The organism is Pseudoduganella chitinolytica (assembly GCF_029028125.1).
Taxonomy (GTDB): domain Bacteria; phylum Pseudomonadota; class Gammaproteobacteria; order Burkholderiales; family Burkholderiaceae_D; genus Rugamonas; species Rugamonas chitinolytica.
This window is the reverse complement of sequence record NZ_CP119083.1, coordinates 3,689,397-3,715,353: the sequence shown is the minus strand read 5'-3', so window position 1 is coordinate 3,715,353 and position 25,957 is coordinate 3,689,397. Positions and strand designations below refer to the sequence as shown.

The following is a 25,957-nucleotide window of genomic DNA, read 5'->3' as shown; positions in this document are numbered from 1 at the left end:
TTCCCCTCATTTTTAATAGATGAGTACTAGACTAGCCAGCTCCTGCATAGCTTCGCGGAGCTGGCTGTGCGTCAGCCTTCGATACCTGACGTCGGCGAGCCATTGGCGAGCTAAGGAAACGATAGACACAGTTTTCGCGGATTTGGGTTTGCTGCCGTAGCGCATACGATAGCCCCGACTTTGCGCAACGATGCCGATGATCCATAGGGCGAAGCTGAGCAAGGTGCCGATAAGAAGTAATGCGGCGAGACGCTTGGGTTGGCGTGTTTGACTGTGGCGAATCCCCATCCCCCACCGCGGGTTTTTGAGGTCGCGGAAAGTCTGTTCGATTTGCATGCGACAGCTGTATAAGGCGACGATCTGTTTTGCACGCAGCTTCGATAGCCCTGGTGAGACGGACAACAGCCAGGGTTCGGATTGTCCCTTACGCTGTTTGTTGCTGTGATGGCTGCCGGCGTCATTGCCGAAGACGGTCAATTTCTTTCGTCCTTGGGGCGACTTCTTCACCAAAGTCAGACGGCATTTCACCAAGCGCGATTGGGTATGTTCGAACCGTCCCAAATCGCGTGGGACCTTAGTGGCGTGAGGGTAAAGCTCTTTGCAAGGCTGCCACTTCGTGGTGCCTTCTGCGCGAACCGTGTCGAGATTACGAATTCTACCGATCCAATCGTAGCCGAGCTCGCCGAGCATCTGGAACCAAGTCCCCCGAAAGCCCGCGTCGGTGATGATCACTGGACTGCGGTGTGGAGGCAGTACCGTCCGTAGAGTCTCCAGGAAACGATGATGGACTTGTCTGCTGCCATACGACTTGGTCGGATGCAGCTCCTCATAAATCGTGATCGCACGCCCCTCCACTACCACGGCGGCGCGCAGCAAATGCTGACTTACATCCGGCAGCAAATCAGACCAATCGACGATTACTGCAATGCGCTCCTGATGCGGCAGGAGGTGGTGCGCCAAGGCCTTGAAGATGCTTACCCGCTCCTTGGCCAAGTGAGCGTTACTTAGAAGGCGGTCGATGCGCTTGATCCGATAGCGTAGGCTTACTTCACTTTCTAGCGCCTTGCTCATTCCCATCATTGCCAGCCCGCCGCTGCGGGCCGCTTCGACAGCATCGGCCAAACATCTCCGCCGTTTGGCGTGCATCGCGGAGCACTGATCGGCCAAAAACTTCTGTATGATTTGCTGTGCATGCATGGTCTGTGCCTTTCATTCGCAGTTTGGTCGCTACGAATAAAAGGGCTAACACAGCCATGCATGCGCCGTTTTTGGGATTGAAAGTTAACAGCTTCCGCTTCCGTTTACAACAGAAATTTGTGGGGAAGGCTCAGGGACAGACCCTATGCGCCCTTTCCCGGCGTCGCTCAGCGCCCCAGCCGCTCCAGCTTCGCCACCGAAAGATCCAGTACCTTCATCCCGGCACTGCCGAAGTTGATCTGCGCGCGGCAGTTGCTGCCACTGCCTTCCAGGTTGACGATGACGCCTTCGCCGAACTTGGCATGCGCCACCGATTCGCCGATGCGCCAGCCGGCGCCGCCGGACTTCTGTTGCGCGATGCGCTGGGCGAGCGCGTTGTCCGAGCCGGTGGACAGCTGCGCATCCTCCCACGTCGGCTTCTTGTTGGCGAACCAGTGGCTCTGCACCTTCGGCGAGAGCCACTTCAAGGATTCCTCCGGCAGCTCGTCGAAGAAGCGCGACTTCATGTTGTAGCGGGTCTGGCCGTGCAGCATGCGCGTCTGCGAGAAGCACATGTACAGGCGCTTGCGCGCGCGCGTGATCGCCACGTACATCAGCCGGCGTTCTTCCTCCACGCCGCCTTCCTCCTTGGAGCTGCTCTCGTGCGGGAACAGGCCTTCCTCCAGGCCCGTGATGAACACGTTGTCGAATTCCAGGCCCTTGGCCGAGTGCACCGTCATCAGCTGCAGCGCTTCCTGGCCGGCCTGCGCCTGGTTGTCGCCCGCCTCCAGCGACGCGTGCGCGAGGAACGCGGACAGGGGCGACATCACGGTCGCCAGCGGCGCATCCGCATCGAGGATCTCGACGCCGTCGGCATTGACGATCGCGGCACCGGCCTGCGCTTCGGCTTGCGGGCCCAGGTGGGCCGGGGCGCCCTGGCCGTAGCCCTCCTCGGAGACGAACTGCGTGGCCGCGCTGACCATCTGCTCCAGGTTCTCGATGCGGTCGGCGCCTTCCTTCTCGGTGGCGTAATGCGCCAGCAGGCCCGACGCTTCCAAGGTCACGCGCACCAGCTCCGGCAGCGCCATCTGCTGCGTCTCGAAGCGCACGCCCTCGACCAGCTTGACGAATCCGCCCAGCGACGTGCCGGCCTTGCCCACCATGTACGGCACCGCCGCGTACAGCGAGATGCCGTAGGTCTCGGCAGCATTCTGCAGCTGCTCCAGCGTGCGCGCGCCGATGCCGCGTGCGGGGAAGTTCACCACGCGCAGGAAGGCCGAGTCGTTGTGCGGATTGTCCATCAGCTGCAGGTAGGCGATGGCGTGCTTGATCTCGGCGCGCTGGAAGTAGCGCAGGCCGCCGTACACGTGGTACGGAATGCCGGCCGAGAACAGCGCATGCTCGATCACGCGCGACTGCGCGTTGGAGCGGTACAGCACGGCGATCTCGCTGCGTGACGCGCCCTCGGCGATCAGGTTCTTGGCCTCCTCGATGATCCATTGCGCTTCCTGCAGGTCGGAACTGGCTTCGTACACGCGCACCGGTTCGCCGTGGCCGGCATCCGTGCGCAGGTTCTTGCCCAGGCGCCGGCTGTTGTTGGCGATCAGCATATTGGCCGCATCCAGGATGTGGCCGTGCGAGCGGTAGTTCTGCTCCAGCTTGATCAGGTTCTGCACGTTGAACTCGCCCTCGAACGCCGCCATATTGCCCACGTTGGCGCCGCGGAAGGCGTAGATGCTCTGGTCGTCGTCGCCCACGGCAAACAGCGCGCCGCCCTGGCCCGTGCCATGGCCGGCCATCAGCTTGAGCCAGTTGTACTGCAGGTTGTTCGTATCCTGGAACTCGTCGACGAGGATGTGGCGGAAGCGCTGCTGGTAGTGTTCGCGCAGCGGCTGGTTGCGCGACAGCAGTTCATAGGTGCGCAGCAGCAGTTCGGCGAAATCGACGACGCCTTCGCGCTGGCACTGCTGGTCGTACAGGTCGTACAGCTCGACCAGCTTGCGCTCGATCGCGTCGTACGGCTCGATCTGCGTGGCACGCAGGCCCTGGTCCTTGTGGTTGTTGATGAAGTACATCACCGTCTTCGGCGGGTACTTTTCGTCGTCCACGTTGTTTGCCTTCAGGAGGCGCTTGATCATCGACAGCTGGTCCTGCGAGTCGAGGATCTGGAACGACTGCGGCAGCGCCGCATCGCGGTAATGGGTACGCAGCAGGCGGTTGCACAGGCCGTGGAACGTGCCGATCCACATGCCGCGTGTATTAATCGGCAACATTGCCGACAACCGCGTCAACATCTCCTTGGCCGCCTTGTTGGTAAACGTGACGGCCAGGATACCGGCCGGCGACACCTGGCCGGTCTGGATCAGCCACGCGATGCGCGTGGTCAGCACGCGCGTCTTTCCCGAGCCGGCGCCCGCCAGGATCAGGGCGTTCTGCGGCGGCAGGGTGACGGCGGCAAGTTGTTCGGGATTGAGATTCAGGAGGAGATTTTGCATCCCCTCATTATACCGGGCGCCACCCGCGACCGCCGTTGCCAAGCGGGTCGCGGGTCGATCCGCATCATGCCGTCGCGGCCGTTTTCAGAAGCCCGCTGGACCCTTGGCCGGTGGTGCATCCGCCAGCGGCGGCGTGCCGAAAATGTCGCAATAGGCGGCATACAGGGCGCAGTGGGCCACGCCGAACAGCAGCACGAACAGCACCCGCAGCAGCGCCACCGCGAACGTGTTGAAGCCCAACACCAGCAGCACGATCTGGGAGCCGAACATCATGATGGTAAACAGGCTGAACGCGAACACGACGAAGGCCAGGAATGCCCGCTTGGCGGCAAAGAACGCATAGAACACCGCCTTGCCCGGGCCCATGGCGCTCCAGTAGACGAGCGGCACGGCAAAGCTCAGCACCGTCACGGCCGGCACGTAGACCAGGAGTGCCATCAGCATGCCGGGGAACAGGCCGGAATCGCGCAGCAGTTCCGGGTCCGGCTGGGCCTTGCCCATGGCGATCTGCGTCAGCACCTCGCCATTGGCGATCAGCAGCAAGGCGCCCGCGGCCACCACGGCGGCGACCACGTGCAGCGCGCCCAGCACGCACAGGCGCCCCAGCAGCGGTTTCTGGAAGCCCGTGGCCAGCAATGCCGGCACGACGGGACGATCCTGCTGGATGTGCTGGGCCGCACGCATGAAGCCGATGGAGAAGACGGGCAGCAGCACGCCCTGGACCACCTGCCCCAGCAGGGGCACGAGGCTCAGCAGGGCGGTCACGATCATATAGGCGAGGAACAGCGTCGACAGGCCGCCCGGCTGCTTGCGAAACAGCGCGAAGCCCTGCTTGACCCAGCCCCAGCCGGCGCTGGCAGGTGTGTTGTTCATGCAAACAGCCTCGGTGCGGGGTGGGCGACGCGCTCGCGCAAGATCCGCTCGAAGTGGGTCGGATCGTGCGGCGTCAGGATTTCCGCCTCGCGCGGGCGATGCAGGTCGTACAGGCGCGACAGCCAGAAGCGCAGCGCGGCGGCGCGCAGCGAGCATTGCCAACCGGCCTGCTCGTCGGCCGTAAACGGCCGCACGGCATGGTAGGCGTCCAGCATGGCACGCACGCGCGCTTCATCGAGCACACCCGTGTCCAGGTCCACGCACCAGTCGTTGACGGTGACGGCCACGTCGAACAGCCATGTGTCGCAACCGGCGAAATAGAAGTCGAAGAAGCCCGTCAGGCGTTCGCCGTCGAACATCACGTTGTTGCGGAACAGGTCAGCGTGCACGGGGCCGTGCGGCAGGCGCTTGTGCAGGTCGGAACCGTGGAACGCCTCCTGGTAATGGATTTCGCTGCGCAGCAGGCGGGTCTCAAGCTCCGACAAGTGTGGCAGCACGGCCGGCGTGGCCTCGTGCCACCACGCGATGCCGCGCAGGTTCGGCTGGTGCAGGGGGAAGTCCTGTCCCGCCAGGTGCATTTTCGCCAGCATGGCGCCGACGGCCGCGCAGTGCACGGGACCGGGTGCCATCTGGGAGCTGCCTTCGAGCTTGGAGACGATGGCGGCGGGCTTGCCGTGCAGCGGCACGCACAATTCGCCGGCGTGGGTCGCCACCGGTGCCGGCACCAGCACGCCGCGCGAGGCCAGGTGGCGCATCAGCTGCAGGTAGAAGGGCAACTGCTCGAAGCCGAGGTTCTCGAAGATCGTCAGCACGTGGTCGGTGCGCTGGCCGTCCCGTTCGGTCGTCAGGAAGAAGTTGCTGTTTTCGATGCCGGACGCGATGCCTTTCAACGCGACGGCATCGCCGAGGGGGAACTGCGCGATCCAGGCCTGGACGTCGTCCAGGCTGACCGAGGTAAACACTGCCATGAGTATCGGTAAATAAAGAGTCGAAAAGGGGCGGGGAGAAGCTGGTCTTACCTTACATCAGCGGTTGGCCTTGGCCGGCGGCGGCGGTGGCGGGGGAGCATCCTCCGCGTTTTCCGCTGCCGCGGCGGCATCGGCGCTGCGCTGTTTCTGCTTCTTGGCGATATCGAACTCCATCACCGTCCACTGGGCACCGCGCACTGCCGGGCCGCCCGCATCGCCGGCCTGCGCCGTGCTGTTGGTGTTGTTCGGCTTGATCGTGTAGGTGCTGCCGCCCGCCTGCACGGTTTCCTGCGTGATGCGGCCGTTCTGGCGCTGCACGCTCGTCGTCGTCTCGCGGTTCTGCTTCGGCGACACCGTGATCGGGGTATCCGTATCGTCCAGTTGTTCCAGCTTGGGCGGTTGCTCGAGCTTCTTCTGCGCCTCGGTCTGGGCGCCGGCGGGCAGGGCAAGCGCAAGCAGGGCGGAAGCGGCCGAAAGGGTCAGCAGGAAGGCGGGAGTGCGCATGATGGGAACCTTGGGGTGGCCTGTGGTGTTGGAGTATGAACCATTGTAACAAACTGACACCGCTGGCGCCCGCCCTGGTGTTGGCCGGCGCTGTTTTGTCCCGGGGCGGTGCCGTGACGCTTCCGCAAACTCTGCGATAATGCCAACATCCGATCCATCCGCATCCCTTGCCGCGCCCGCCCGGCGCGCGGCCACGCTTCACGTACATACATCATGCAAAAAACCCTGCTGCTAGTTGACGGTTCCAGTTACCTCTACCGTGCTTTCCACGCGCTGCCAGACCTGCGCAGCCCGGACGGCCACCCGACCGGCGCCATGCACGGCATGGTCAACATGCTGCGCCGCCTGCGCGCCGACTACCCGGCCGCCTACATCGCCTGCGTATTCGACGCCAAGGGCAAGACCTTCCGCGACGACCTGTACCCCGAGTACAAGGCCACCCGCGCGTCGATGCCGTCCGACCTGTCGCTGCAGATCGAGCCGATCCACGAAGCCGTGCGCGCGATGGGCTGGCCGATCCTGATGGTGGAAGGGGTGGAGGCCGACGACGTGATCGGCACGCTGGCCGTCACGGCCGAGAAGAACGGCATGGACGTCATCATCTCCACGGGCGACAAGGACCTGGCCCAGCTGGTCACGCCGCACGTCACGCTGATCAATACGATGAGCAACGAGAAGCTGGACGAGGCGGGCGTGGTGGCCAAGTTCGGCGTGCCGCCGAACCGCATCATCGACTACCTGACCCTGATCGGCGACACGGTCGACAACGTGCCCGGCGTGGCGAAGTGCGGCCCCAAGACGGCCGTCAAATGGCTGACGCAGTACGACAGCCTCGAAGGCGTCATCGCCAACGCGGACAAGATCACGGGTGCCGTGGGCGCCAACCTGAAGGCGGCGCTGGAGTGGCTGCCCAAGGGCCGCGAGCTGATCACCGTGAAGACCGATTGCGACCTGTCCGGCCACATGATGTCGATCAGCGAATCGCTGGTGGCGCGCGACGAGGACCATGAGTCGCTGCTGAGCTTCTTCACGAAGTACGGCTTCAAGACGCTGCTGCGCGAGCTGGGCGCGATGACGCCGTCGTCCAAGGTGCCGGGCCAGACCACGCCGGCGGCACCGGAAGGCGCCACGGGCGACATGTTCGCCCAGCCGCCCGCCAACGTGAAGTACGACACGGTGCTGACCGAAGCCCAGCTGGACGAGTGGATTGCCCGCATCGTGCAAGCGGAGCTGGTGGCGCTGGACACGGAAACCACGTCGCTCGAGCCGATGACGGCGCAACTGGTCGGCATCTCGCTGGCCACCGAGCCGGGCCTGGCCTGCTACATCCCGGTCGCGCACCGCTACGCGGGCGTGCCTGAGCAGCTGTCGCGCGAACTGGTGCTGGAGAAGCTCAAGCCGTGGCTGGAGGATGCATCCAAGGCCAAGCTGGGCCAGAACCTGAAATACGATGCGCACATCTTCGCCAACCATGGTGTGACGTTGCGCGGCGTCGTGCACGACACGCTGCTGCAGTCCTACGTGTTCGAGTCGCACCGCACGCACGACATGGACAGCCTGGCGATGCGTCACCTGAACCACAAGACGATTCCGTTCGAGGACGTGTGCGGCAAGGGTGCCAACATGATCTGCTTCGACCAGGTCGAGCTGCAGCGCGCCACTGACTACGCGGCCGAGGATGCGGACATCACGCTGCGCCTGCACCTGGCGATGCACGGCCACGTGGCGGGCGACGAGGGCCTGACGGCGATCTACAACCGGATCGAGCTGCCGACGGCCGTCGTGCTGCAGAAGATCGAGCGCAACGGCGTGCTGATCGACGCGGGCCTCCTGGCCACGCAGTCCGAGGAGCTGGGCACGCGCATCGTCGAACTGGAACAGAAAGCCTATGAACTGGCCGAGCAGCCATTCAACCTGGGTTCGCCCAAGCAGATCGGCGAGATCTTCTTCAACAAGCTGAAACTGCCGGTGGTGAAGAAGACGCCGAGCGGCGCGCCGTCGACGGACGAGGAGGTGCTGCAAAAGCTGGCCGAGGATTATCCGCTGCCGAAGATCCTGCTGGATTACCGCGGCATGGCCAAGCTGAAATCCACCTACACGGACAAACTGCCGAAGATGATCAACCCGCAGACGGGTCGCGTGCACACCAACTACGCCCAGGCCGTGGCGGTCACGGGCCGGCTGGCGTCGAACGATCCGAACCTGCAGAACATCCCGATCCGCACGGCCGAGGGCCGCCGCATCCGCGAGGCCTTCATCGCGCCGCCGGGCAGCCACCTGGTGTCGGCCGACTATTCGCAGATCGAGCTGCGCATCATGGCGCACATCTCCGGCGACGAGGCGATGCTGCGCGCGTTCGCGGAAGGCGTCGACATCCACCGCGCCACCGCCGCCGAGATCTTCGGGGTGCCGCCGGATGAAGTGAACAGCGAACAGCGCCGCTACGCCAAGGTCATCAACTTCGGCCTGATCTACGGCATGAGCGCGTTCGGCCTGGCCGCCAACCTGGGCATCGACCGCGCCGCCGCGCAGAACTACATCGACCGCTATTTCCAGCGCTTCGCGGGCGTCAAGCAGTATATGGACGAGACGCGCCTGGAAGCGAAGGCGAACGGCTACGTCAAGACGGTGTTCGGCCGCCGCCTGTGGCTCCCCGAGATCAATTCGCCGAACGGCCCGCGCCGCCAGGCGGCCGAGCGGGCCGCGATCAATGCGCCGATGCAGGGCACGGCGGCCGACCTGATCAAGCTGGCGATGGTGGCCGTGCAGGACTGGCTGGAAAAGGAGAACCTGAAGTCGCGCATGATCATGCAGGTGCACGACGAGCTGGTGCTGGAAGTGCCGGACGACGAGCTGCAGCTGGTGCGCGACGCGCTGCCGCGGCTGATGGCCGGCGTCGCCCAGCTCAAGGTACCGCTGGTGGCCGAAGTCGGCGTCGGGAGGAATTGGGAGGAGGCACATTAAGCGAGCGCCGCTCGCTCAGGCGCCTCCGAGCCCGGACGTCTAACGCGCCAAGGCGGCGCAGACGTCCGCAGGACCCCACTGCAAACCCAGGGGTCGGACCCGGCGGGTCCGACCCCGGCCCTTGCTCCTGGGTTGAGTGGGTACGCGCTCCGCCCCCCCCACAAAAAGATTGTCTTCCTGTCACCGTTGTGTTTCAATTTTCCCGCTAACCACCAGGAGAACCCATGAACGACCTGCACAACGATGCAAAAAGCCTGATTGGCGAATCCGAAGGCATCAGCCGGCGCGACATGCTGAAGGCGGCCCTGGGCACGGGCTTTGCGGCCGCCGTGCTGCCCGTCAGCGCGCAGACGGCCGTCAAGACCGACAGCGAAGGCCTGACCACGGAAACGGTCACCGTCACGGTCGATGGTTACCCGGTGCCTGTGTACCGCGCGCAGCCGGCCGGCAAGACCGGGCTGCCCGTCATTCTCGTGATCTCCGAGATCTTCGGCGTGCACGAATACATCGCCGACGTCGCCCGCCGCTTCGCCAAGCAGGGTTACCTGGCACTGGCGCCGAACCTGTTCGCGCGCCAGGGCGATCCGCAGAAGGAAACGTCGATCGCCGAGCTGCAGAAGAACATCATCAGCAAGACGCCGGACGTGCAGGTGATGCGCGACCTCGATGCCGTCGTCGCCTGGGCGAAGCAGAACGGCGGTAGTGCGGACAAGCTGGCGATCACGGGCTTCTGCTGGGGCGGCCGCATCACGTGGCTGTACGCGGCGCACAACCCCAGCGTCAAGGCCGGCGTGGCGTGGTACGGAAGGCTGGTGGGAGAGGCGACGCCCAATACGCCCAGGCACCCGGTCGATGTTGCTGCATCTCTGAAGCCGCCGGTCCTGGGCCTGTACGGCGCCAAGGACCAGGGCATCCCCGTCGAGACGATCGACCGGATGAAGGCGGAGCTGGCCAAGGGCTCCAGCAAATCCACCTTCGTCGTCTACCCGAATGCGGGCCATGCCTTCCACGCCGACTACCGCCCCAGCTTCGTCGAAGCCGATGCAAAAGACGGTTGGAAGCGCGCGCTGGACTGGCTGCGCGAACACGGCGTGGCCTGACGAGGGCAGGGCCGGCGGGCCGGTTTTTCGTCGTCTTTCGAGCAAAAGAGCGAACTGGACGGTAAAATGTCCGGTTTGCGCGCGCACGGCCCCCTGGCAGCGCGCGCGGCAGCACGCACAAGAGGCTCAAAATCGACCCCGTCCTTACTTCCATCCTGCTGGCGACCACGGTTGCCGGCATCGTCAGCATTTCGGCTGCGGCGATCTTCTCGTTTACGCTGCTGTCCCGGGTCGTCGAACGCATGGTCAGCCTGTCGGTCGGCATCATGCTGTCCACGTCGCTGCTGCACGCATTGCCCGAGGCGTTCGAGTCCGGTGCCGACCCGCGCACCTTGTTCGGTACCCTGCTGGCGGGCCTGCTGGCCTTCTTCATGCTGGAAAAGCTGGCCATCCTGCGCCACTCGCACCATCACGAGGGCGACGGCCACCACCACGCCCACGGCCACGACAAGCACGAGGCAGGGCGCGCCGGCTGGATGATCCTGCTGGGCGACGGCATGCACAACTTCACCGACGGCATCCTGATCGCGGCCGCCTTCCTGGCCGACCCGCACCTGGGCATCGTCACCGGGGTCGCCATCATCGCCCATGAAATCCCGCAGGAGATCGGCGACTTCATCGTGCTGCTCAACGCCGGCTTCTCGCGCACGCGCGCCTACGTCTACAACCTGCTGTGCAGCCTGCTGGCCGTGGCCGGCGGTCTGCTGGGCTACTTCACGCTGGACCGCGCCAGCCACCTGATTCCCTACGTGCTGGTGTTCGCGTCGTCCGGTTTCATCTACATTGCCGTGAGCGACCTGATGCCGCAGATGCAGCGGCGCGCCACGTTGAAGGAGACGGTCCCGCAGGTGCTGCTGATCGCGCTGGGCGTCGCCATCGTGCTGTTCCTGACGGCGGAGAAACACGCGCACTGAGGCGTGCCTGTCAGGATTGCGAGGTGTGTTGCAAGAAAATTAATGCTATCATGGCCGGCTCGACAATTCCCTGAGCCCGGCTTTTCTTCATGACCAGTGCTTCAACGACTATCGCGGCACTGGCAGGACTGCGCCAGAACAACCGGCTGCTGCGCCTCGCTTTTCCCAACAACGACGCACCCGACGCGGTGCTGCTGCCCAACCGCCTGGAAGCCCGCGAGGAGCTGTCGCGCGACTTCGCGTTTCGGGTCGAAGTGCTGGCGGACGACGCCAGCATCGCCCTCGAAGACGTGCAGGGCAAGATGGTCGCCATCGAACTCGTGCGCGGCGACGGCTCGCTGCGCCATTTCAACGGTTACATCTTCGAATTCAGCCTGGTGCGCACCGACGGCGCGGTCGCGTTCTATTCGATGCTGCTGAAACCCTGGCTGGCATACCTGAAGCTGCGGCGCGACAACTACATCTTCCACGACGCCACGCTGCGCGACCAGACCGCCGACATCTTCGCCGACTACGGCGCCCACGCGGACTGGGATTGCCGCCTGCGGGGCGACGGCCAGCGCATGACGATGGCGTGCCAGTTCAACGAGGACGACCACAACTACCTGCACCGGCGCTGGGAAGCCGCGGGCTGGCATTACTGGTACGAGCACAGCGCCACGGGCCACAAGCTGGTGCTGTCCGACGACTCGACGCAGGCCGCCCCCATCGATGGCGCGCAGCCGGACGTGCGTTACCAGCGGCACGCCGGCTCGGTCGAGGAAGATGCGATCGGCGACTGGACGCCGGTGCGTACCATCGTGTCGGGCAGCGTCGCGCTGGCCAGCTTCGACTTCAAGGCGCCGCATCCGGCCCACGCGAACGTGCCGACGCTGAACCGCCAGGGCGACGTCCTGAGCATGGAGCAGTACGAATACACGGGCGCGTATGGCTACTCCGATGGCGCGGCCGGCGCCGACCTGGCAAAGGTGCGGATGGAGGAGATCGAGGCGACGGGCCAGCGCTTCGACGCGCGCGGCAACAGCCGCTTCGTCATGCCGGGCCGCTGGTTCCGTCTCACCGATCATTTCCACGAGCCGGCGGACGATGACGGCTGCCTCGTCGTCGCGGTGGAACACGTGGCCAGCAACAATTACCTGATGCAGGACGCGCCGGCGCAGGATTACCAGAACCGGCTGACGTGCGTGCGGCGCACGATCCCGTGGCGGCCGGGCCGCAACTACAACAGTACCGACACGCGCATCCTGGCGCCGCAGACGGCCATTGTCGTGACGCCTCCGGGCGAGGACATCCATACGGACAACTACGGCAGGGTGCGGGTGCAGTTCCAGTGGGATCGCGTCGGCAGCAACGACGAGCGCAGCTCGGCATGGCTGCGCGTGGCGACGCCGTGGGCCGGCGCCGAGCTGGGCATGAATGCGCTGCCGCGACGCGGCCAGGAACTGGTAATCATGTGGCTGGACGGGAACCCCGACCGCCCAATCATCACCGGCTCCGTCTACAACCAGGACAACAAGCCGCCGTGGAAGCTGGCAACCCAGCAGACGCTGACGGGCATCCGCAGCCGCGAGCTGACGCCGGAAGGCGGCAATGCCGCGGGCGGGCGCAGCAACCACCTGGTGCTGGACGACGCGGCAGGAAAGATCCAGGCACAGCTGAAGAGCGATCACCAGCACAGCCAGCTCTCGCTCGGCCACATCACGCGCATCGAAGACACGATGGGCCGCAAGGACAGCCGCGGCGAAGGCTTTGCGCTGGAAACCGACGGTGCCGGTGCGCTGCGCGCGGCGCGTGGCTTGCTACTGAGCACGGACGGGCGTCCCCGCGCGGTCGGCGGCACGCTCAGCCGCGACGAACTGGTGCGCTGCCTGGAGCAGGCGCTGGAACTGGCCAAGGGCCTCGGCGACGCCGCCGCCGGCCACCAGGGCGCCACGCGCGACGCCAAGCCGCAGCAGGCGCTGACGGAAGCGGTCGAGGCGCTCGGCCACGGCAGCGGCAACGAGGAAAACGCCAGCGGCGCCGCTCCCGGTGGCACGCCCGTCATCGCCATCACGGCCGAAGCGGGCATCGCCAGCGCGACGCCGCGTGACCAGACCCACTACGCCGGCCAGAACCTGGACACGGTGGCGGCCCACAACCAGCAGCACTACGCCGGCAAGTCGATCCTGCAGACGGCGGGCAAGGACATCGAGCAGTTCGCGCTGGATGGCGACGTCCGCACCATCGCCAACAAGGGCAAGATCGTCCAGCAGGCGCAGCAGAACACCATCGAGCTGACGGCCGACAAGAGCGTGACGGTGCTGTCGACCAAGGAACACGTGCTGGTGGCGGCGGAAAAGCACATCACGCTGACCAGCGGCGGCGCCTACATCAAGCTGGCGGGCGGCAACATCGAAATCGTCTGCCCCGGCAACCTGCTGTTCAAGTCGGCCGCGCGCGCGTTCACCGGACCCGGCAACATGAAGCAGGACATGCCGAAGTTCGAGACCGGCGACACGGGCCGCAAGTTCATGCTGCACCGTGACGGCGACAAACAGGACAAGGTGGCCGACCACCAGTACGAAATCAAGCTCGACGACGGCCAGGTCATCACCGGCAAGACCGGCGCGGACGGGCTGACACAACTGGCGGAGAAGGATGTGATGCGGATTGCCGCGATCAAGGTATGGAAGGACAAGGCATGAGCGGCCAGCAGGAAAACCTCGTCGTTCCCGGCAACGAGGAGCAATGGCTGCTGACCAGTAAATCGGTGGCACCGGTAGCGATCAAGCGCGGCATGCCGTGCATTACGATTCTTGTGCATGGCGTGAACGATGTGGGTGAGGCGTTTGCCAACCAGGAGATGGGGTTGTGTGCGGGGTTGAATACGCGGCTGGATCGGACGGATATTGTTTCGGGTCATTGGGAGCTGCCGCCGCCACCGAAGCAGGGTGAGAAGTATACTGCGGAGGACGTACACCCCGACCCCGACAAGCAGTATTTCCAGCGCAAACCGGATGGCGGAAGATCTTCAGTAATTCCTTTCTATTGGGGGTTCCGGGAAGAGTCTGGTAAGGCGGATACGAGCGGTCGCCATCAACAATATGTTGACCGTTTCGGGAACCGCATTGACAAGCGGTATGGAAAAAATGGAGGGCCGTTCGCCAATGCGACCACAAATATTCCAGATATGTTTGGTCCAGGTTTCGACAGGAATTTGACTATCAAGATTGCTGATCCCAAAGACGGAACTCATCCACTTTTGGCAGCGCCCCCGCGTACGTATATGGTACTGGCAGCACAGCGCTTGGCAACGCTGTTAAGGATCGTTCGAAAGAACTCGCCCGAAGAGCCCGTAAACATTATCGCCCACAGTCAAGGTTGCCTAGTTACGTTGTTGGCGCATGCCATGCTGGCCAAGGAAGGAAATGGCTGTAAGGCTGATACCGTTATCCTCAATAATCCACCATATAGCCTAGAAGAACCGTTCATCGAGAAGTTCCAGACTGGTAAGGAGCAGCAGACCGGTCATGCGCGCGAAGAAACGCTAAGGCGGATTATTGCTGATTATATAACGACTAACCCGGCTGGTAATCCGGTATTCAGCGAAATCCGGACGGCCGGTGACGGAGTTGTTGGGCCGAAGTGGGGAGCTACGGCTAGGAAAGAGCGCGACAACCGTGGAAAGTTGTTTTTATACTTCAGCCCAGATGATGCTACAGTGGGACTGCCAAACATTCAAGGCGTCGGCTGGTGGGGCGTGTATGATGGCATGCGCAAAAAGCTCGGTAGTGGTTTTTACCAGAGGCTTTTTGCTTCTCCAGTCGGTGCGAATCCAAATGCACCAATGATCGGTTCCGAACCATATGAGATCACACTTAGCTTCAAAATGAACGCGGGTATTACGTTCCCACGGACGAGATTTGTCAATGCGGAGGCGCTGGAAATACCTTTTCGTCCTGATCTTGGACCAGCGACCCTCCCCAATGGACCCATTGACGCTGCCATTGCGGTGACCAACCGTTACCAGAAGAAGGGACAGGTGGGTATCCTGCCTTCTGAAACGCCAGCGCAGGCGCAGGCCAGGTGGCTGAATGGTGACGGGGAAAACTCATACCATTCCAGTATCGTCAGTAACCCCGTGCATTCCGAAAAATCTACAGCGTATGATGTGTGCATCGGTATAAGTAGCGTTATGAAAGACAACAACCAGGACCTGATGCGTTTTCTAAGGGCGGTGGCGGACTGGCGGACGAATTGGTTAGGGAGTGTAGATGATAAGGTGCAGGACGTCGATCCGTCTTTTGAACCCCCGCCGGAGGAGGTAGTAAGTATGCTTAACGATTCATCGAAAGTCGGGCCGGCGGAGCGGAACGTAATCGTTGAAACGTACAATTACTACTGCGTCCAAGGATCGCATCCTGGTCAGCTACCTGAGCTCACCACCAAGTGCACGGTCGATTCATTGGCGCCTTTTGTGGTCTCCGAAACAGTAAGGGAAAGAAATGATGAAAAAAATGCCTTGCAGAGCACCTATGGGAACTGACGTAATTCCTCGGCATCGCTTGGTACGCCGAGCATGCGTTGGGCTGAGGAATGTCGGGACGGCATTGCTTATCTGTGCACTATCAAGTGGTTGCTACGTGTATAACATAAAAAGAGATTTTTGTACGAACGACCCTGAGCATAACCGGGACGCGAAGCCTTGCAAAAAGTAGATATATGGGAGCTAGCATCAAGCGGTTTTCATTTCATTTCCTGATTTCACGAGGTTGCGTTATTGGCGCAATGTTTTTTTGTGGCCATTTGAGTGCAGGCCCTACTCCAGACAACCATTTGGACCCACTAATGTCGCAGAAAAGTACTGTATCCGTCAGTTACCCGATCACCGAATCTCTAGAAATTGTTGGTGTTGGTGTAAGCGTGGAGACGTGGCGTAATCACCCAAGCTACCCGAAGGCAGACCTTTGGAATGCGGTCAAGGAAAGCAACGGCGCGTACGCTATTTCTCAGGATTCCAAACTGTATCCAAAGACACTCGAAGAGTGGAAAATGATGGCCAGCAAACGAGCTGCCGACGCCACGGAGGTTGCGATGCGCGACTTCATGGACCGATACCCATTGCCAGTGACCGTTGTTGGCCCCTCATTTGGCGAGCCTATCGATGAGGTCGGACGGGAGCGGGCTCGAGAGAGCAATGCGCGGAGCTTCGTCGCGACACGTGCGCCGGGACCCTATAAAGCTCGCGGAGAGTTCGGTGGGCTCCTGACGCAGAGTGCGCAAGTGGTCAATTCCTACCTGAATGACGAGCCAGACACGCTATGGCAGTCCATTTTCGCCACGGTGGATGAACATCACGACCTGCCGGCCGTCGCGTTAGCCGCCAAGGACGGGGCTATGCACAGGGCACTCAGCTTCAAAAAGAGCGATCGCGCACGTTATGAAAAGCTGGCGGAGGATGAGGTCTTTCGGCCGAAGCAGGCCCGCATTTTAAGTGATAGCTGGACCATCATAACGCTGATTAAACGCGGCCGCATCGACTGGTTACGCCCATACGCACCGCTGGTCAAGGACACCATGGTCGTCAAGAACCGTGGCGGCGAGTACTCGCGCAACTGGTCCGAATTCGCCGGCTGGAAAAAGCAGCCCGACAAACCGTTCGTGCCGACACCGTACATCGCCCAGCCCTGGACCCAGTTCCAGATCGATCAGTTCGATCACCTGGAAAACCTGGGCACGGTACACCGGCCGCAGGTCGTATCGTACCTGGACGATGCCGGCAAGCCGGTCAAGGCGGCGGAGCGCACCGCGCGGATGGAAAAGGCAATCCGAGCGGCCCTGGCGCCCCTGGGCGGCAAGCTGCCTGCACGGATCTTCTATGACTACGGCAGCGTGCGCGACGATCGCAACAGCGGCGCGCGCTTCGTGCCGCTCGTGCAAAGCCTGCATGCCATCGACGACGATTTCGACCTGCTCGACCCCAAGCGCGGCTACGACCTGGCGCGCATCCTGGGCGACACGGGTGCCGGCAGCCCCTTTGTCGCGGTAGCACTGGCGTCGATGGCGGGACGCGAGTCGGGTGGCGCGATATTGGTGGCAAACCTGCGCCGCGATGACGGCGCGACCTTGCTGCTAGTGACGCCGCCGTCGGCGGAACAGATCAAGCGCGATGCCGCGATCAAGCGGCCGTATTTCCCTTCCACGGAAGGCGTCAAGGATTCGTTCCGGTGAGCCGTCCGATCTGCTGCGTGGGCGACGCGACCACCCACGGCGGCAAGGTGATCAAGGTCAGCGGCAGCTTCACCATCGACGGCCGCCAGGTGGCGCGCGTGGGGGATCTTGTCGCGTGCCCGGCCCACGGTGTCAATCCCATTATCGAAGGCGACAGTGCCACGCTGGACGAATCGATTCCTCTCACGCTGCACGGTCACCTGACCGCCTGCGGCAGCAAGGTGATCTGCAACGTCAACGCCACCGTCGACGCTTAGGTCCGCCAAGTATCCAATCCAGCCATGACGAATATCGAACCAGAACACTATCCGCAGGATGACCTGGGCGGCACGCTGAACGTGCCGGCCGGCGCCGAACACGTGGCGCCGATGCGGCATCCCGCTGTCGAAACGGCCACGGCCAGCGTGGCCCCGGCCGCGACGCCGGCAATCGCGCCCCCACCGGAACGGGCGAGCCTGGCGGTAAAACTCATCGTGGGCGCTGTCGTGACAGTTTGCGTGGCGCTGGGTGCGATGCTGCTGATGCGTGGCGCCTGAAGCATGGGAAATCGGCCGAGCCGGCACGGGCTCAAGGTGGCGCAGATCCTCGCGCTGCTCGGTTTCACGGCTGCCTATCTCGCCAGCCTGGCGTTACTTGCCGTCACACAGGTGCGGGGCGCCCCGTAGGATACGCCCAACAAGATGGATAACTTGACTACGTCACCTCAAACCGCTGCCGGCGCTTACCAGGCAGTTGATGCACTGGAACCAAGCGCGGCTACGACCTGGCGCGCATCCTGGGCGACGCGGGCGCCGGCAGCCCCTTTGTCGCGGTAGCACTGGCGTCGATGGCGGGCCGCGAGTCCGGTGGCGCCACGCTGCTGCTGGTGACGCCGCCATCGGCGGAACAGATCAAACGCGACGCCGCGATCAAGCGGCCCTATTTCCCGTCGACCAGGGGCATCAAGGACTCGTTCCGGTAGCCCGGCATGTCACGATGCCGTCACAATTCCATGCCAGCATGCGCTCAACAAGAACAACAAGAAAGGAGCACCATGCTGACAAACACCCTCCACCGCACCCGCGCCGGGCTGACCCGCATCGCGTCGCGCAACCGCAAGGCGTTGCGCGACATGCCCCCCGGGCTGTACGACTACTGGGCCCGCAGCGCGCCCACCGAATTTGAAGGCATCCCGACGGATGCCTTTTTTTATGTCCGCGCGGCGGATGCGCTGCTGACCTTCTTCGCATGCCTGAAACGCCACCGGCTGCCTTGTGCGCTGCCGTCGAAGGCGGCCGACTCGGTGTGGCACGCGTGGCTGCGCCACGATCCGGCCGGGCTGGACGCATTCTGCGAGCGCCACTACGAGCAGCGCATCCCGCACGTGGAAGCGGCCGACATGGACGGCGGCATGGACCTGCCCCTGGCGCGCAGCCTGGTGATGGCCCGCACGTTGGACCGGCAGTGCTTGGCCGGCCCGGACGTGCCTCGCCTGTTCGCCACCGACCGCAAGCTGCGCATGCCGGGCGGTTTTGGCTACGTCGCGCGGCACGGCGCGATGGTGGTATCGAACCTGGACGGACGCGGACTGCCGGAACGCGAAACGCGCGTCCATCCAGGTACCGATCCATGGTTCCTGTTCGAGGCGGGGCTGATCGGCGAGGATGACCTGGCACGTTGGTGGTCGCGCTATGCCAGCCGGCATGCCACGACCACAGCCGGCGGGGACTGGGGCGCGGCAGGTGGCGATTCCGCCAGTTGCGACAGCGGTGGCGATGGCGGGGAGGGCGGCGGCGGCGGCAGCAGCTGCGGCGGCGGTTGCGGTGGTGGTGGTGGTGACTGAAAAACCCGGGACGGACCCGGGTTTTCCAGGAAATTGCGGAAGTGCTCAGCCCTTGCGACGGCCGGCACGGAACACGAACACGGAACCCAGCAGCATCAACATCCACGTCTGCGGTTCGGGCACGGCGGAGACGCCCAGTGCATAGCGGAAGCTGAAGGCCCCCGGATCGCTCACCCAGAATTGCGCCGTCACCATTAAGTCCTGCGCGCCCGTGCCGAGCTGGCCCAGGCCCAGCGCCCGATCGCTGAAGAACAGCTGGGCGTCCGCCAGGGTGCCGAACCATTGCCTGAAGATCTGCGTGCCGTGGTTGCTGATCGTCAGTTCGAGGTCGGCAGTGCGGGCATCCTCCCCGAGCGGATCGAGCAGGCCCAGGGTCAGGTAGCCCGGCACGCCCGTGTTGAACTGGAAGTTGGCGGACGAGATGGCCGTCGCCATCGCGCGATCCGGCCACGAATCGCGCACGCCCATCATGCCGACGCCGACCACCTGGCCTTTTGCCAGCGCAGCGGCGACCTCGGGCGCTCCGGTCAGTGTCGTCGCCAATGCGCGGCCGTCCGGTGCCGCCGTCGCGTACGAGTAGCTGGCGCGGCCGTTGGTCCAGAGCTCATTGGTCGCGATGGCGCCGCCGACGTTGGCGTCGGTACGTGCGCTCGCGCCATTGGCGCCGCTTTCCTCCGGGGCCATGCTGCCGTGCGCGGCGGTGTGCACGAGAATGCCATTGCTGCCTGTCGAGACGCTGTCCGAACGCACCGTGCCGGAACTGAACGAACCGAGCTCGGCGCGGGCCGAGCTGCTGGCAGCGCCAGTGGCGCTGGAATATGCGCTGGCGTCGACAGTGCTGCCGAGGCCGCGCGCCTCGGCGTACGTCGTGTCGCTGCCGCCGATCGCTTCGGCGCGGACGCGGGTGGTGCCCGTATCGGAGTTCGAGCTGCCTTTCGCGACGGCCCGCGCTGCGCCAGCGGAAACCGCGCGTGCGATCGCTTCGGCATTAACGTTGCGAATGCTGCCCGCACTGAAAACCTGCGCATTGGCCTCGGCGACGGCCCGCCGTTCGGCTTCGACCGTGACACGCGCCGCCGCGTTGCCCGTCATGGCGCCTTCCTGCCCGCCGAAGTTGCCGGTGCCGCCCGCGACGGCGGTTGCAGTGCCGCTGGCCCTGGCCCCTGAGGTTGTGGTTCGCAGCGACAGGACCGCCTCGGCACCGCCGCCATTGCCGACAGTCCTGCCGGAGCCACCGCTGCCGCCACGCGCGCTCACCACCGCATCGACGCTGGCCGCGCCGCGGTCGATCACCGTGAGGCGGGACGTGGCCGTGCCACCGTTGCCGCCCCTGTAAGCCTCGGTCGAGCGCCAGGCCGGGCTGCCGTCGCCGCCCGTGCCGGCGGTGGCCGTCTGCGTCAGCGTCAACGCGCCGGTGGTCGTGCCGGCGACACTGTCGACCAGGTTGACGTCGCCGCCGTCGCCACCGCTGGCGTCGTTGTAGCCCCAGGCTCCGTCGCCGCCCCTGGCCTCCGCCATGACGTCGACGTTGCCGCTGGAACTATGCCCGGCGGCGCTGGCAAAGGCAGCGCCACCGGCACCGCCGCGCTGGCCCTTGAACGTGCCTTCGCCGCCGGTGCCGCCGGTCGCACGTGCCATGACGGTAACGGCTGCGTTGCCGCGCGCGATACTGGTGGCATCCGCCCGGCCGCCGGCCCCTCCGTTGGTGCGGGCATCCCGGCCGGAATCCCGGGCGTTACCGCCCCGGCCGCCGTTGGCGCTCACTTCGAGCACCAGCGGCGCGTTCGTCGTCACGTCGGCCCGGGCGGTGCCAGCTCCACCGGCACTGGACGTGCCGCCAATCGCACCGGCGTTGCCGCCGTTGCCGCCTTGCCCGATCACCTTCAGCGTCGCCTGGCTGGCATACCGGTCGCTCAGCGTCAGGCTCGCGTCCGCCCTGCCTGCCGCGCCAGCGCGGCCACGGTCGCTGGAGCCAGCGTAGCCACCGGTGGCGGCATACGTCAACTGCAGCGTGCCATGGGTAACGATGTCTACTGGGGCGTGCAATACCGCGTCGCCGCCCGCGCCCCCATCGGCACCTGCCTGACCGGCGCCGCCCGTGCCGCCAGCAGTCCTGACGGAGGCCTGGGTGACCGAATTGCCGACACGCGCCTGCAGCGCGGCGCTGGCCGCGCCGCCATTGCCGCCGCGGTACCCGGTACCGCGGCCAACACCACCCCGGCCGCCCTCGGCATCGCTGGTCAGCACCGCCTTGGCACCGCTGCCGGCGGTGCTCGCGTTCGACACCGCGGCGTCGCCGCCGTTGCCGCCATTGCCCAATTGCAGCGCCGAGCCGCCCGACCCGCCGTAGCCCTGCGCGATACTCTCGAGGTCGGTGCCGGCGCCGCGGGCCGTGAGCTGCGTAACGGCGCTGCCACCAACACCGCCACCAGCACCGCCGTCGCCACCGGTACCGCCACCCGCTCCGGCACGGGTCAGCAGCCCTGCGGTCGACGAGGTCGTGCCGATATCGCTGACGGCACGGCCGTTGCCACCCGCACCACCGACGGCCGGCTGGCCGCCGCTGCCGTGCACGCCAGCGCTGCCGCCAGCGCCGCCTCCTGCGAACACCTCCGTGTCCATCGTGCCGCGCCAGGCGGGATTGCCGAGCACGAGGAAATCGGCATCGCCGCCACGGCCGCCAGCGCCCGCGGCGCCGCCAGGCGCACCATTGCCGCCGGCGCCCCCGCTGCCGCCCCAGCCGCGCAGTGCGAATTTGCCGTCGGCGGTGTTCGGCAGCGTCGCATCGCTTGCCAGTGCCAGCGCAGGCGCAGCGCCGCCAGGCGTCCCGGCGCCGCCGGGCGACGTGCCGTTGCTGCCGGCAGTGCCTGGCGGGCCGACGACGGGATCGGCATAGGCGTGGCCGAAGGCGGCCGCCAGCAGCAGGGGAATGACGCGCAGGCCGCGGCGAGAAATGATCGGATCGATCGACATGGTTCTCCTTTTCTTAAAATACCGGAAGAGCGCGCCGGTACACGGGACCGCCACCCGATAGTGCCTGGGTAGGATCGTGACTGTGCAGCGACGGCTGCAGATTGCAGGACTGAAGCGCCGGCAAGGGCACCAGGCCGGTATCGGCCCTGGCGCCCATGCCGCGGTGGTCAGCCCTTGCGACGGCGGGCGCCGACCACGAGAACCGTCATGCCCAGCATCATCAGGATCCACGTCTGCGGTTCCGGCACTGCCGACACCCCCAACGCATAGCGGAAGCTGAAGGCGCCAACGCTGTCCATGCCGAAGCGGGTCGTCAGCTGCAGGTCCTGCGCACCGGCATCCAGCAGGCCCAGGCCCAGGGCGCTGTCGCTGAAGAAGAGCTGGGCGTCGGTCAGGCTGGCGAAGTGGCGGCTGAACAGCTCGGTGCCGTGATTGCTGACGGTCAGGAACAGGTCGCTGAAGCTGGCCCCGGAGGACTGCGCGTCCACCAGGGCCAGGGTCAGGTAGCCGGCATTCATCGTCGTGAACCGGAAGTTCGCGGACGTGGTGCTGGCCAGCGGCCCGTCCAAGGTGGTGAACATGCCCGTCGTGCCGACGCCGATCGTTTCGCCTTTTGCCAGGGCGGCGGCGACTTCCGGCGAACCTGCGAGGACCGTTGCCAGGGCATCCGCGCCCGGGGTTGCCGTGGCGTGCGAATAGCTGCGGTCCCAGAACGTCGGTTGTTCGTGCCCGTGGATGGCCCCGCCGACGTTGGCCGAAGTAGCGACCGCGAGGTTGCCGGCCGACTTGCCGGCTTGGGTAGCGACGACGATGCCGCCCGTGCCCGTGGACACGCTGCGCGCCGTGACGACGTTGACGCCTTTCGCTTCGGCCGAATTGCTGGCGGCGCCCTGTGCGCTCGAGTAGGCACTGGCGTCGCCGAAGCCGTTCGCGACGGCGCGCGTCGTGCCGCTGCCGCCGATGGCCTCGGCGCGAGCCAGGGCGCCTTCGGCCGTGGCGCTAGCGGCGCCGGCGGCCTCGGCCCGGGCGTAGGCTTGCGAGGCATAGCCGCCGCCCGGACGATCGAGCCCGAGGCCGCGCTTGGCGATCGCATTCGCCTCGGCACTGCTGACGCCACGTACCGTCGCACGCGCCGTCGCATTGCCCGGATACGAAGTGACACCAGGCACCGAACGCCACGCGCCGGCGCCGACATCGCCGCTGACCGCCTGGGCGGTGCCGACGGCCGCCGCGCCCGCGGCCGTCGTCGTCAGCACCAGTTCCGCCTGCGCGGCGCCGCTGCCGCCGCCCTTGCCGGCGTCCCAGGCGTCGCCGCCCCGACCGCTGGTCGCCCCCACATAGGCCCGGACGGTGCTGGCCGTGTTGTCGACGGTCGTCAATTTCGACGTGGCGTCGCCGCCCTGGCCGGCCACCGTGCGTGCGCTGGGGCCCTCGATCTCGCCACCGCGGCCGCCCCAGGCTTGCTGCGACAAGATCACGGTGCCAGAGGTGGTGGAGCCGCGCACGGCGTCGACGACGGTGACGGAACCGCCGCGGCCGCCATGGGCGCCGGCCGAGCCATTGCCGCCCCCGCCGCCGGCGACTGAGAGGTTGACGCTCAGGTTGCCGCTCGTCCTGGTGGCGCTGGCGCTGCCTTGTGCCGAGCCGCCTTCGCCAGCGGTATTGCCGAGCCCGCGTGTCGTGCCGCCGAAGCCGCCGTCCGCCCGGGCGATGCTGGTCAGCACGCCGCTCGTGCCCGTGGAGGCGGCATTGCTGACGGCGCTCGCGCTGCCCCCCTTGCCGCCGTTGCCGGCTCTGTTGCCGGAACCGCTGCCCCCTTGGGAATAGGTCTCGACCGTGAGGGCGGCCGCGGCGCTCACGTCCGCCCGCGCCGAGCCGCTGGCCCCCATGTTGGCGGGCGACGCGGTCGCTATCACGTGCCCCGAGCCGCCCCCGCCGACGACGCGCACGGCCAGGTCGGCGCTGCTGGTGTCACGCAAGGTCAGCGTGGCCTGGCCGCTGCCGGCCAGCTCGGAACCGCCATGGGGGCTGTAGCCGCTGCCGCCACCGCCGGCGATCAGGGACAACGATGTGCTGGCGGTGCGGCCGCTCGCGGTCAGGTCGGCGTTCAGGATGCCGTTGCCCCCGGCGCCGGCACGGGCACCCACGCCGCCCGCTCCAGCTTCCCCGGCGTAGCCGCCAGAGCCGCCGAGCACCCGCAGGTCGGGATTGCCGGCTTCGGGCAGGGCACCGGTCAGGTCGACGCGGACATTGCTGCCGGCACCGCCCGCGCCGGCATTCCCGCCCGGCGCGCCGTTGCCACCCTGGCCACCCCGGCCGCCGGTTACCGGCAAGCCGGTGGCCAGTTCAGCCAGCGTGCCGCTCAGCGTGAGGTCGGATGCGGCCGCGCCGGCCGTGCCGTGGGCGCCCGGCAGTGTGCCGTTCTGGCCATCGGCGCCGGGTGGAATCGTCGTGCCTGCGTAGGCATGGCTGACGGCCATGGCCAGCAGCAGCGGGACGAGCCGGCGCGCGCGGCGTGGGCTGGTTTGTGACGGTTGTAAGGTGTGCATGAATCGCTTCCAGAAAAGATTGGTCAAGAATCAGAAAGGGCAGGGCCCGGCATCGTCAGCCCTTGCGTCGGCGGGCGCCAAATACGAATACGGCCGAAACCGCTCAGGTCGAAAGCGCGGGGATCGACGGGGTCCGGCACCGTCAAGTCGCCGCTCAACACCAGCGCGGGCGCCGCGCCGCCATTGGTGCCGGCAGCGCCTGGCCCGATGCCGTTGGTGCCAGGCGTGCCAGGCGTGCCACGGATGGGCGCGCCGTAGGCCTGGCTGACGGCGACCGCCAGCAGCAGGGGGATCAAACGAAGGCCACGGTTGGGACGGGCGTGGGCCGGGAATCGCGACAAGCCGATGGGCATAAGCGTTCCTGGTAGGGAGCGTGCCGGAAGAAAGCGCGCCGGCACAACGCAGCGGCGCTTATCTTAACTTGTCTAAAAAATATTGTCAGCAGTGCAAAAGAACTTGCGAGATGCAAGGGAGTCTTGCTGTCAGGAGGGGGGGGCCATGCGCGTAAACGGCGCATGGCGGCAAGCAAGGAAGAGGGAAGGCGAGTGGAAAAGGTCAGGTGCCGGTCGCCACCGGCCGCGCCGGATCGGCGCACCATTCCGACCAGGAGCCCGGATACAAGGCGGCGCCGGGCAGGCCGGCCACTTCCATCGCCAGCAGGTTGTGGCAGGCGGTAACGCCCGAGCCGCATTGCATGATGGCGGTGGCCGGCGTGGTAAACAGCGGGGTGAACGCCTGCCAAAGCTGCTCCGCCGGCTTGAACGTGCCGTCGGCTTGCAGGTTGTCCTTGAAGAAGCGGTTTTTCGCGCCCGGGATATGGCCGCCGACGGGGTCGATGGTCTCGTTCTCGCCGCGGAAGCGGTCGTTGGCGCGCGCGTCGATCACCACGTTGGTGGCGCTGGTCAGGTTGGCCATCACATCGTCGACGGTGACGGTGCGGGTCAGGGCAGGGCGGTCGCTCAGGGTGCCGGCCGCGCGCGCAGGCGTGTCGGTAGCCAGCGCCTGGCCCGCCGCCTGCCACGCCGGCAGGCCGCCATCGAGCACGGCGACAGCCTCGTGGCCCAGCCAGCGCAGCAGCCACCACAGGCGCGCGGCAAACATGCCGCCATGGGCATCGTAGGCGACGACCTGGGTGGCGTCGCCGATGCCGAAGCGGCGCAGCGTCGCCACCAGCGTGGCGCGGTCCGGCAGTGGATGGCGGCCGCGGAACACGCCGTCCGGGCCGTATTTGGCGCCGGACAGGTCGTCGTCGATGCCGGCGAACAGCGCGCCGGGGATGTGGCCGGCGGCGTAGGCGTCGCGGCCGAAGGCGGGATTCATCAGGTCGTGGCGGCAGTCGATCACGACCCAGGCCGGGTCGTTCACGTGCTGCGCCAGGGTGGCGGCATCGATCAGGGTCTTGAACATGC

Annotated in this window: 19 protein-coding genes and 1 pseudogene; 11 read left to right on the top strand and 9 right to left on the bottom strand. The window is 65.7% G+C overall.

Features of this window, described 5'->3' with window-relative positions:
* Window positions 1-12: 12 nt before the first annotated feature.
* The 5 genes from PX653_RS16370 to PX653_RS16350 all read right to left on the bottom strand — a co-directional run bounded on the left by PX653_RS16370 (window position 13) and on the right by PX653_RS16350 (window position 6,016).
* Window positions 13-1,197 (bottom strand): IS4 family transposase, encoded by a 1,185-nt coding sequence (locus PX653_RS16370; protein WP_277413834.1) that lies wholly within the window; start codon window positions 1,195-1,197, stop codon window positions 13-15.
* A 167-nt stretch (window positions 1,198-1,364) separates the two neighbouring features.
* Window positions 1,365-3,671 (bottom strand): UvrD-helicase domain-containing protein, encoded by a 2,307-nt coding sequence (locus tag PX653_RS16365; RefSeq protein ID WP_277413833.1) that lies wholly within the window; start codon window positions 3,669-3,671, stop codon window positions 1,365-1,367.
* An 84-nt stretch (window positions 3,672-3,755) separates the two neighbouring features.
* Window positions 3,756-4,544 carry a BPSS1780 family membrane protein gene (locus PX653_RS16360; RefSeq protein ID WP_277413832.1) on the bottom strand — a complete coding sequence of 263 codons (789 nt, stop codon included), beginning with the start codon at window positions 4,542-4,544 and terminating at the stop codon, window positions 3,756-3,758.
* Window positions 4,541-5,512, bottom strand: coding sequence for a homoserine kinase (locus tag PX653_RS16355; protein WP_277413831.1), 972 nt, complete (start codon window positions 5,510-5,512; stop codon window positions 4,541-4,543). Before PX653_RS16355 ends, PX653_RS16360 begins: the two co-directional genes overlap by 4 nt.
* A gap of 57 nt (window positions 5,513-5,569) precedes the next feature.
* Window positions 5,570-6,016 (bottom strand): hypothetical protein, encoded by a 447-nt coding sequence (locus PX653_RS16350; RefSeq protein WP_277413830.1) that lies wholly within the window; start codon window positions 6,014-6,016, stop codon window positions 5,570-5,572.
* Between the two features lie 213 nt (window positions 6,017-6,229).
* Between PX653_RS16350 and polA the strand changes: the two genes are divergently transcribed.
* The 11 genes and pseudogenes from polA to PX653_RS16295 all read left to right on the top strand — a co-directional run bounded on the left by polA (window position 6,230) and on the right by PX653_RS16295 (window position 19,026).
* Entirely contained in the window at window positions 6,230-8,980 is a 2,751-nt protein-coding gene (polA, locus tag PX653_RS16345; RefSeq protein WP_277413829.1) for a DNA polymerase I, read from the top strand.
* A gap of 224 nt (window positions 8,981-9,204) precedes the next feature.
* Entirely contained in the window at window positions 9,205-10,080 is an 876-nt protein-coding gene (locus PX653_RS16340) for a dienelactone hydrolase family protein (protein ID WP_277413828.1), read from the top strand.
* Between the two features lie 203 nt (window positions 10,081-10,283).
* Entirely contained in the window at window positions 10,284-10,994 is a 711-nt protein-coding gene (locus PX653_RS16335) for a ZIP family metal transporter (protein WP_277418586.1), read from the top strand.
* Window positions 10,995-11,083: 89 nt separating this feature from the next.
* Entirely contained in the window at window positions 11,084-13,678 is a 2,595-nt protein-coding gene (locus PX653_RS16330) for a type VI secretion system Vgr family protein (RefSeq protein ID WP_277413827.1), read from the top strand.
* The gene (locus PX653_RS16325; RefSeq protein WP_277413826.1) at window positions 13,675-15,519 is read left to right on the top strand and encodes a T6SS effector phospholipase Tle3 domain-containing protein; all 1,845 of its coding nucleotides are present in this window, start codon (window positions 13,675-13,677) and stop codon (window positions 15,517-15,519) included. Before PX653_RS16330 ends, PX653_RS16325 begins: the two co-directional genes overlap by 4 nt.
* 302 nt (window positions 15,520-15,821) lie before the next feature.
* Window positions 15,822-17,204, top strand: coding sequence for a type VI lipase adapter Tla3 domain-containing protein (locus tag PX653_RS16320; RefSeq protein WP_277413825.1), 1,383 nt, complete (start codon window positions 15,822-15,824; stop codon window positions 17,202-17,204).
* On the top strand, window positions 17,201-17,461 hold the full coding sequence (locus PX653_RS16315; protein WP_277413824.1) for a PAAR domain-containing protein: 261 nt from the start codon (window positions 17,201-17,203) through the stop codon (window positions 17,459-17,461). Before PX653_RS16320 ends, PX653_RS16315 begins: the two co-directional genes overlap by 4 nt.
* 24 nt (window positions 17,462-17,485) lie before the next feature.
* On the top strand, window positions 17,486-17,740 hold the full coding sequence (locus tag PX653_RS16310; protein WP_277413823.1) for a hypothetical protein: 255 nt from the start codon (window positions 17,486-17,488) through the stop codon (window positions 17,738-17,740).
* Window positions 17,741-17,743: 3 nt separating this feature from the next.
* Entirely contained in the window at window positions 17,744-17,869 is a 126-nt protein-coding gene (locus PX653_RS16305) for a hypothetical protein (RefSeq protein ID WP_277413822.1), read from the top strand.
* Window positions 17,870-17,961: 92 nt separating this feature from the next.
* A pseudogene (locus PX653_RS16300) lies at window positions 17,962-18,165 on the top strand (hypothetical protein); the annotation flags it as partial.
* Window positions 18,166-18,237: 72 nt separating this feature from the next.
* Window positions 18,238-19,026, top strand: coding sequence for a hypothetical protein (locus tag PX653_RS16295; RefSeq protein ID WP_277413820.1), 789 nt, complete (start codon window positions 18,238-18,240; stop codon window positions 19,024-19,026).
* 45 nt (window positions 19,027-19,071) lie between these two features.
* On the opposite strand, the gene PX653_RS16290 is transcribed toward PX653_RS16295, so the two are convergent.
* The 4 genes from PX653_RS16290 to PX653_RS16275 all read right to left on the bottom strand — a co-directional run bounded on the left by PX653_RS16290 (window position 19,072) and on the right by PX653_RS16275 (window position 25,955).
* Window positions 19,072-21,999 (bottom strand): PEP-CTERM sorting domain-containing protein, encoded by a 2,928-nt coding sequence (locus PX653_RS16290; RefSeq protein WP_277413819.1) that lies wholly within the window; start codon window positions 21,997-21,999, stop codon window positions 19,072-19,074.
* A gap of 167 nt (window positions 22,000-22,166) precedes the next feature.
* Window positions 22,167-24,548 carry a PEP-CTERM sorting domain-containing protein gene (locus tag PX653_RS16285; protein ID WP_277413818.1) on the bottom strand — a complete coding sequence of 794 codons (2,382 nt, stop codon included), beginning with the start codon at window positions 24,546-24,548 and terminating at the stop codon, window positions 22,167-22,169.
* A 23-nt stretch (window positions 24,549-24,571) separates the two neighbouring features.
* On the bottom strand, window positions 24,572-24,844 hold the full coding sequence (locus PX653_RS16280; protein WP_277413817.1) for a hypothetical protein: 273 nt from the start codon (window positions 24,842-24,844) through the stop codon (window positions 24,572-24,574).
* 259 nt (window positions 24,845-25,103) lie between these two features.
* Window positions 25,104-25,955: a sulfurtransferase gene (locus PX653_RS16275; protein ID WP_277413816.1), complete on the bottom strand. Its 852-nt coding sequence runs from the start codon at window positions 25,953-25,955 to the stop codon at window positions 25,104-25,106.
* Window positions 25,956-25,957 lie beyond the last annotated feature (2 nt).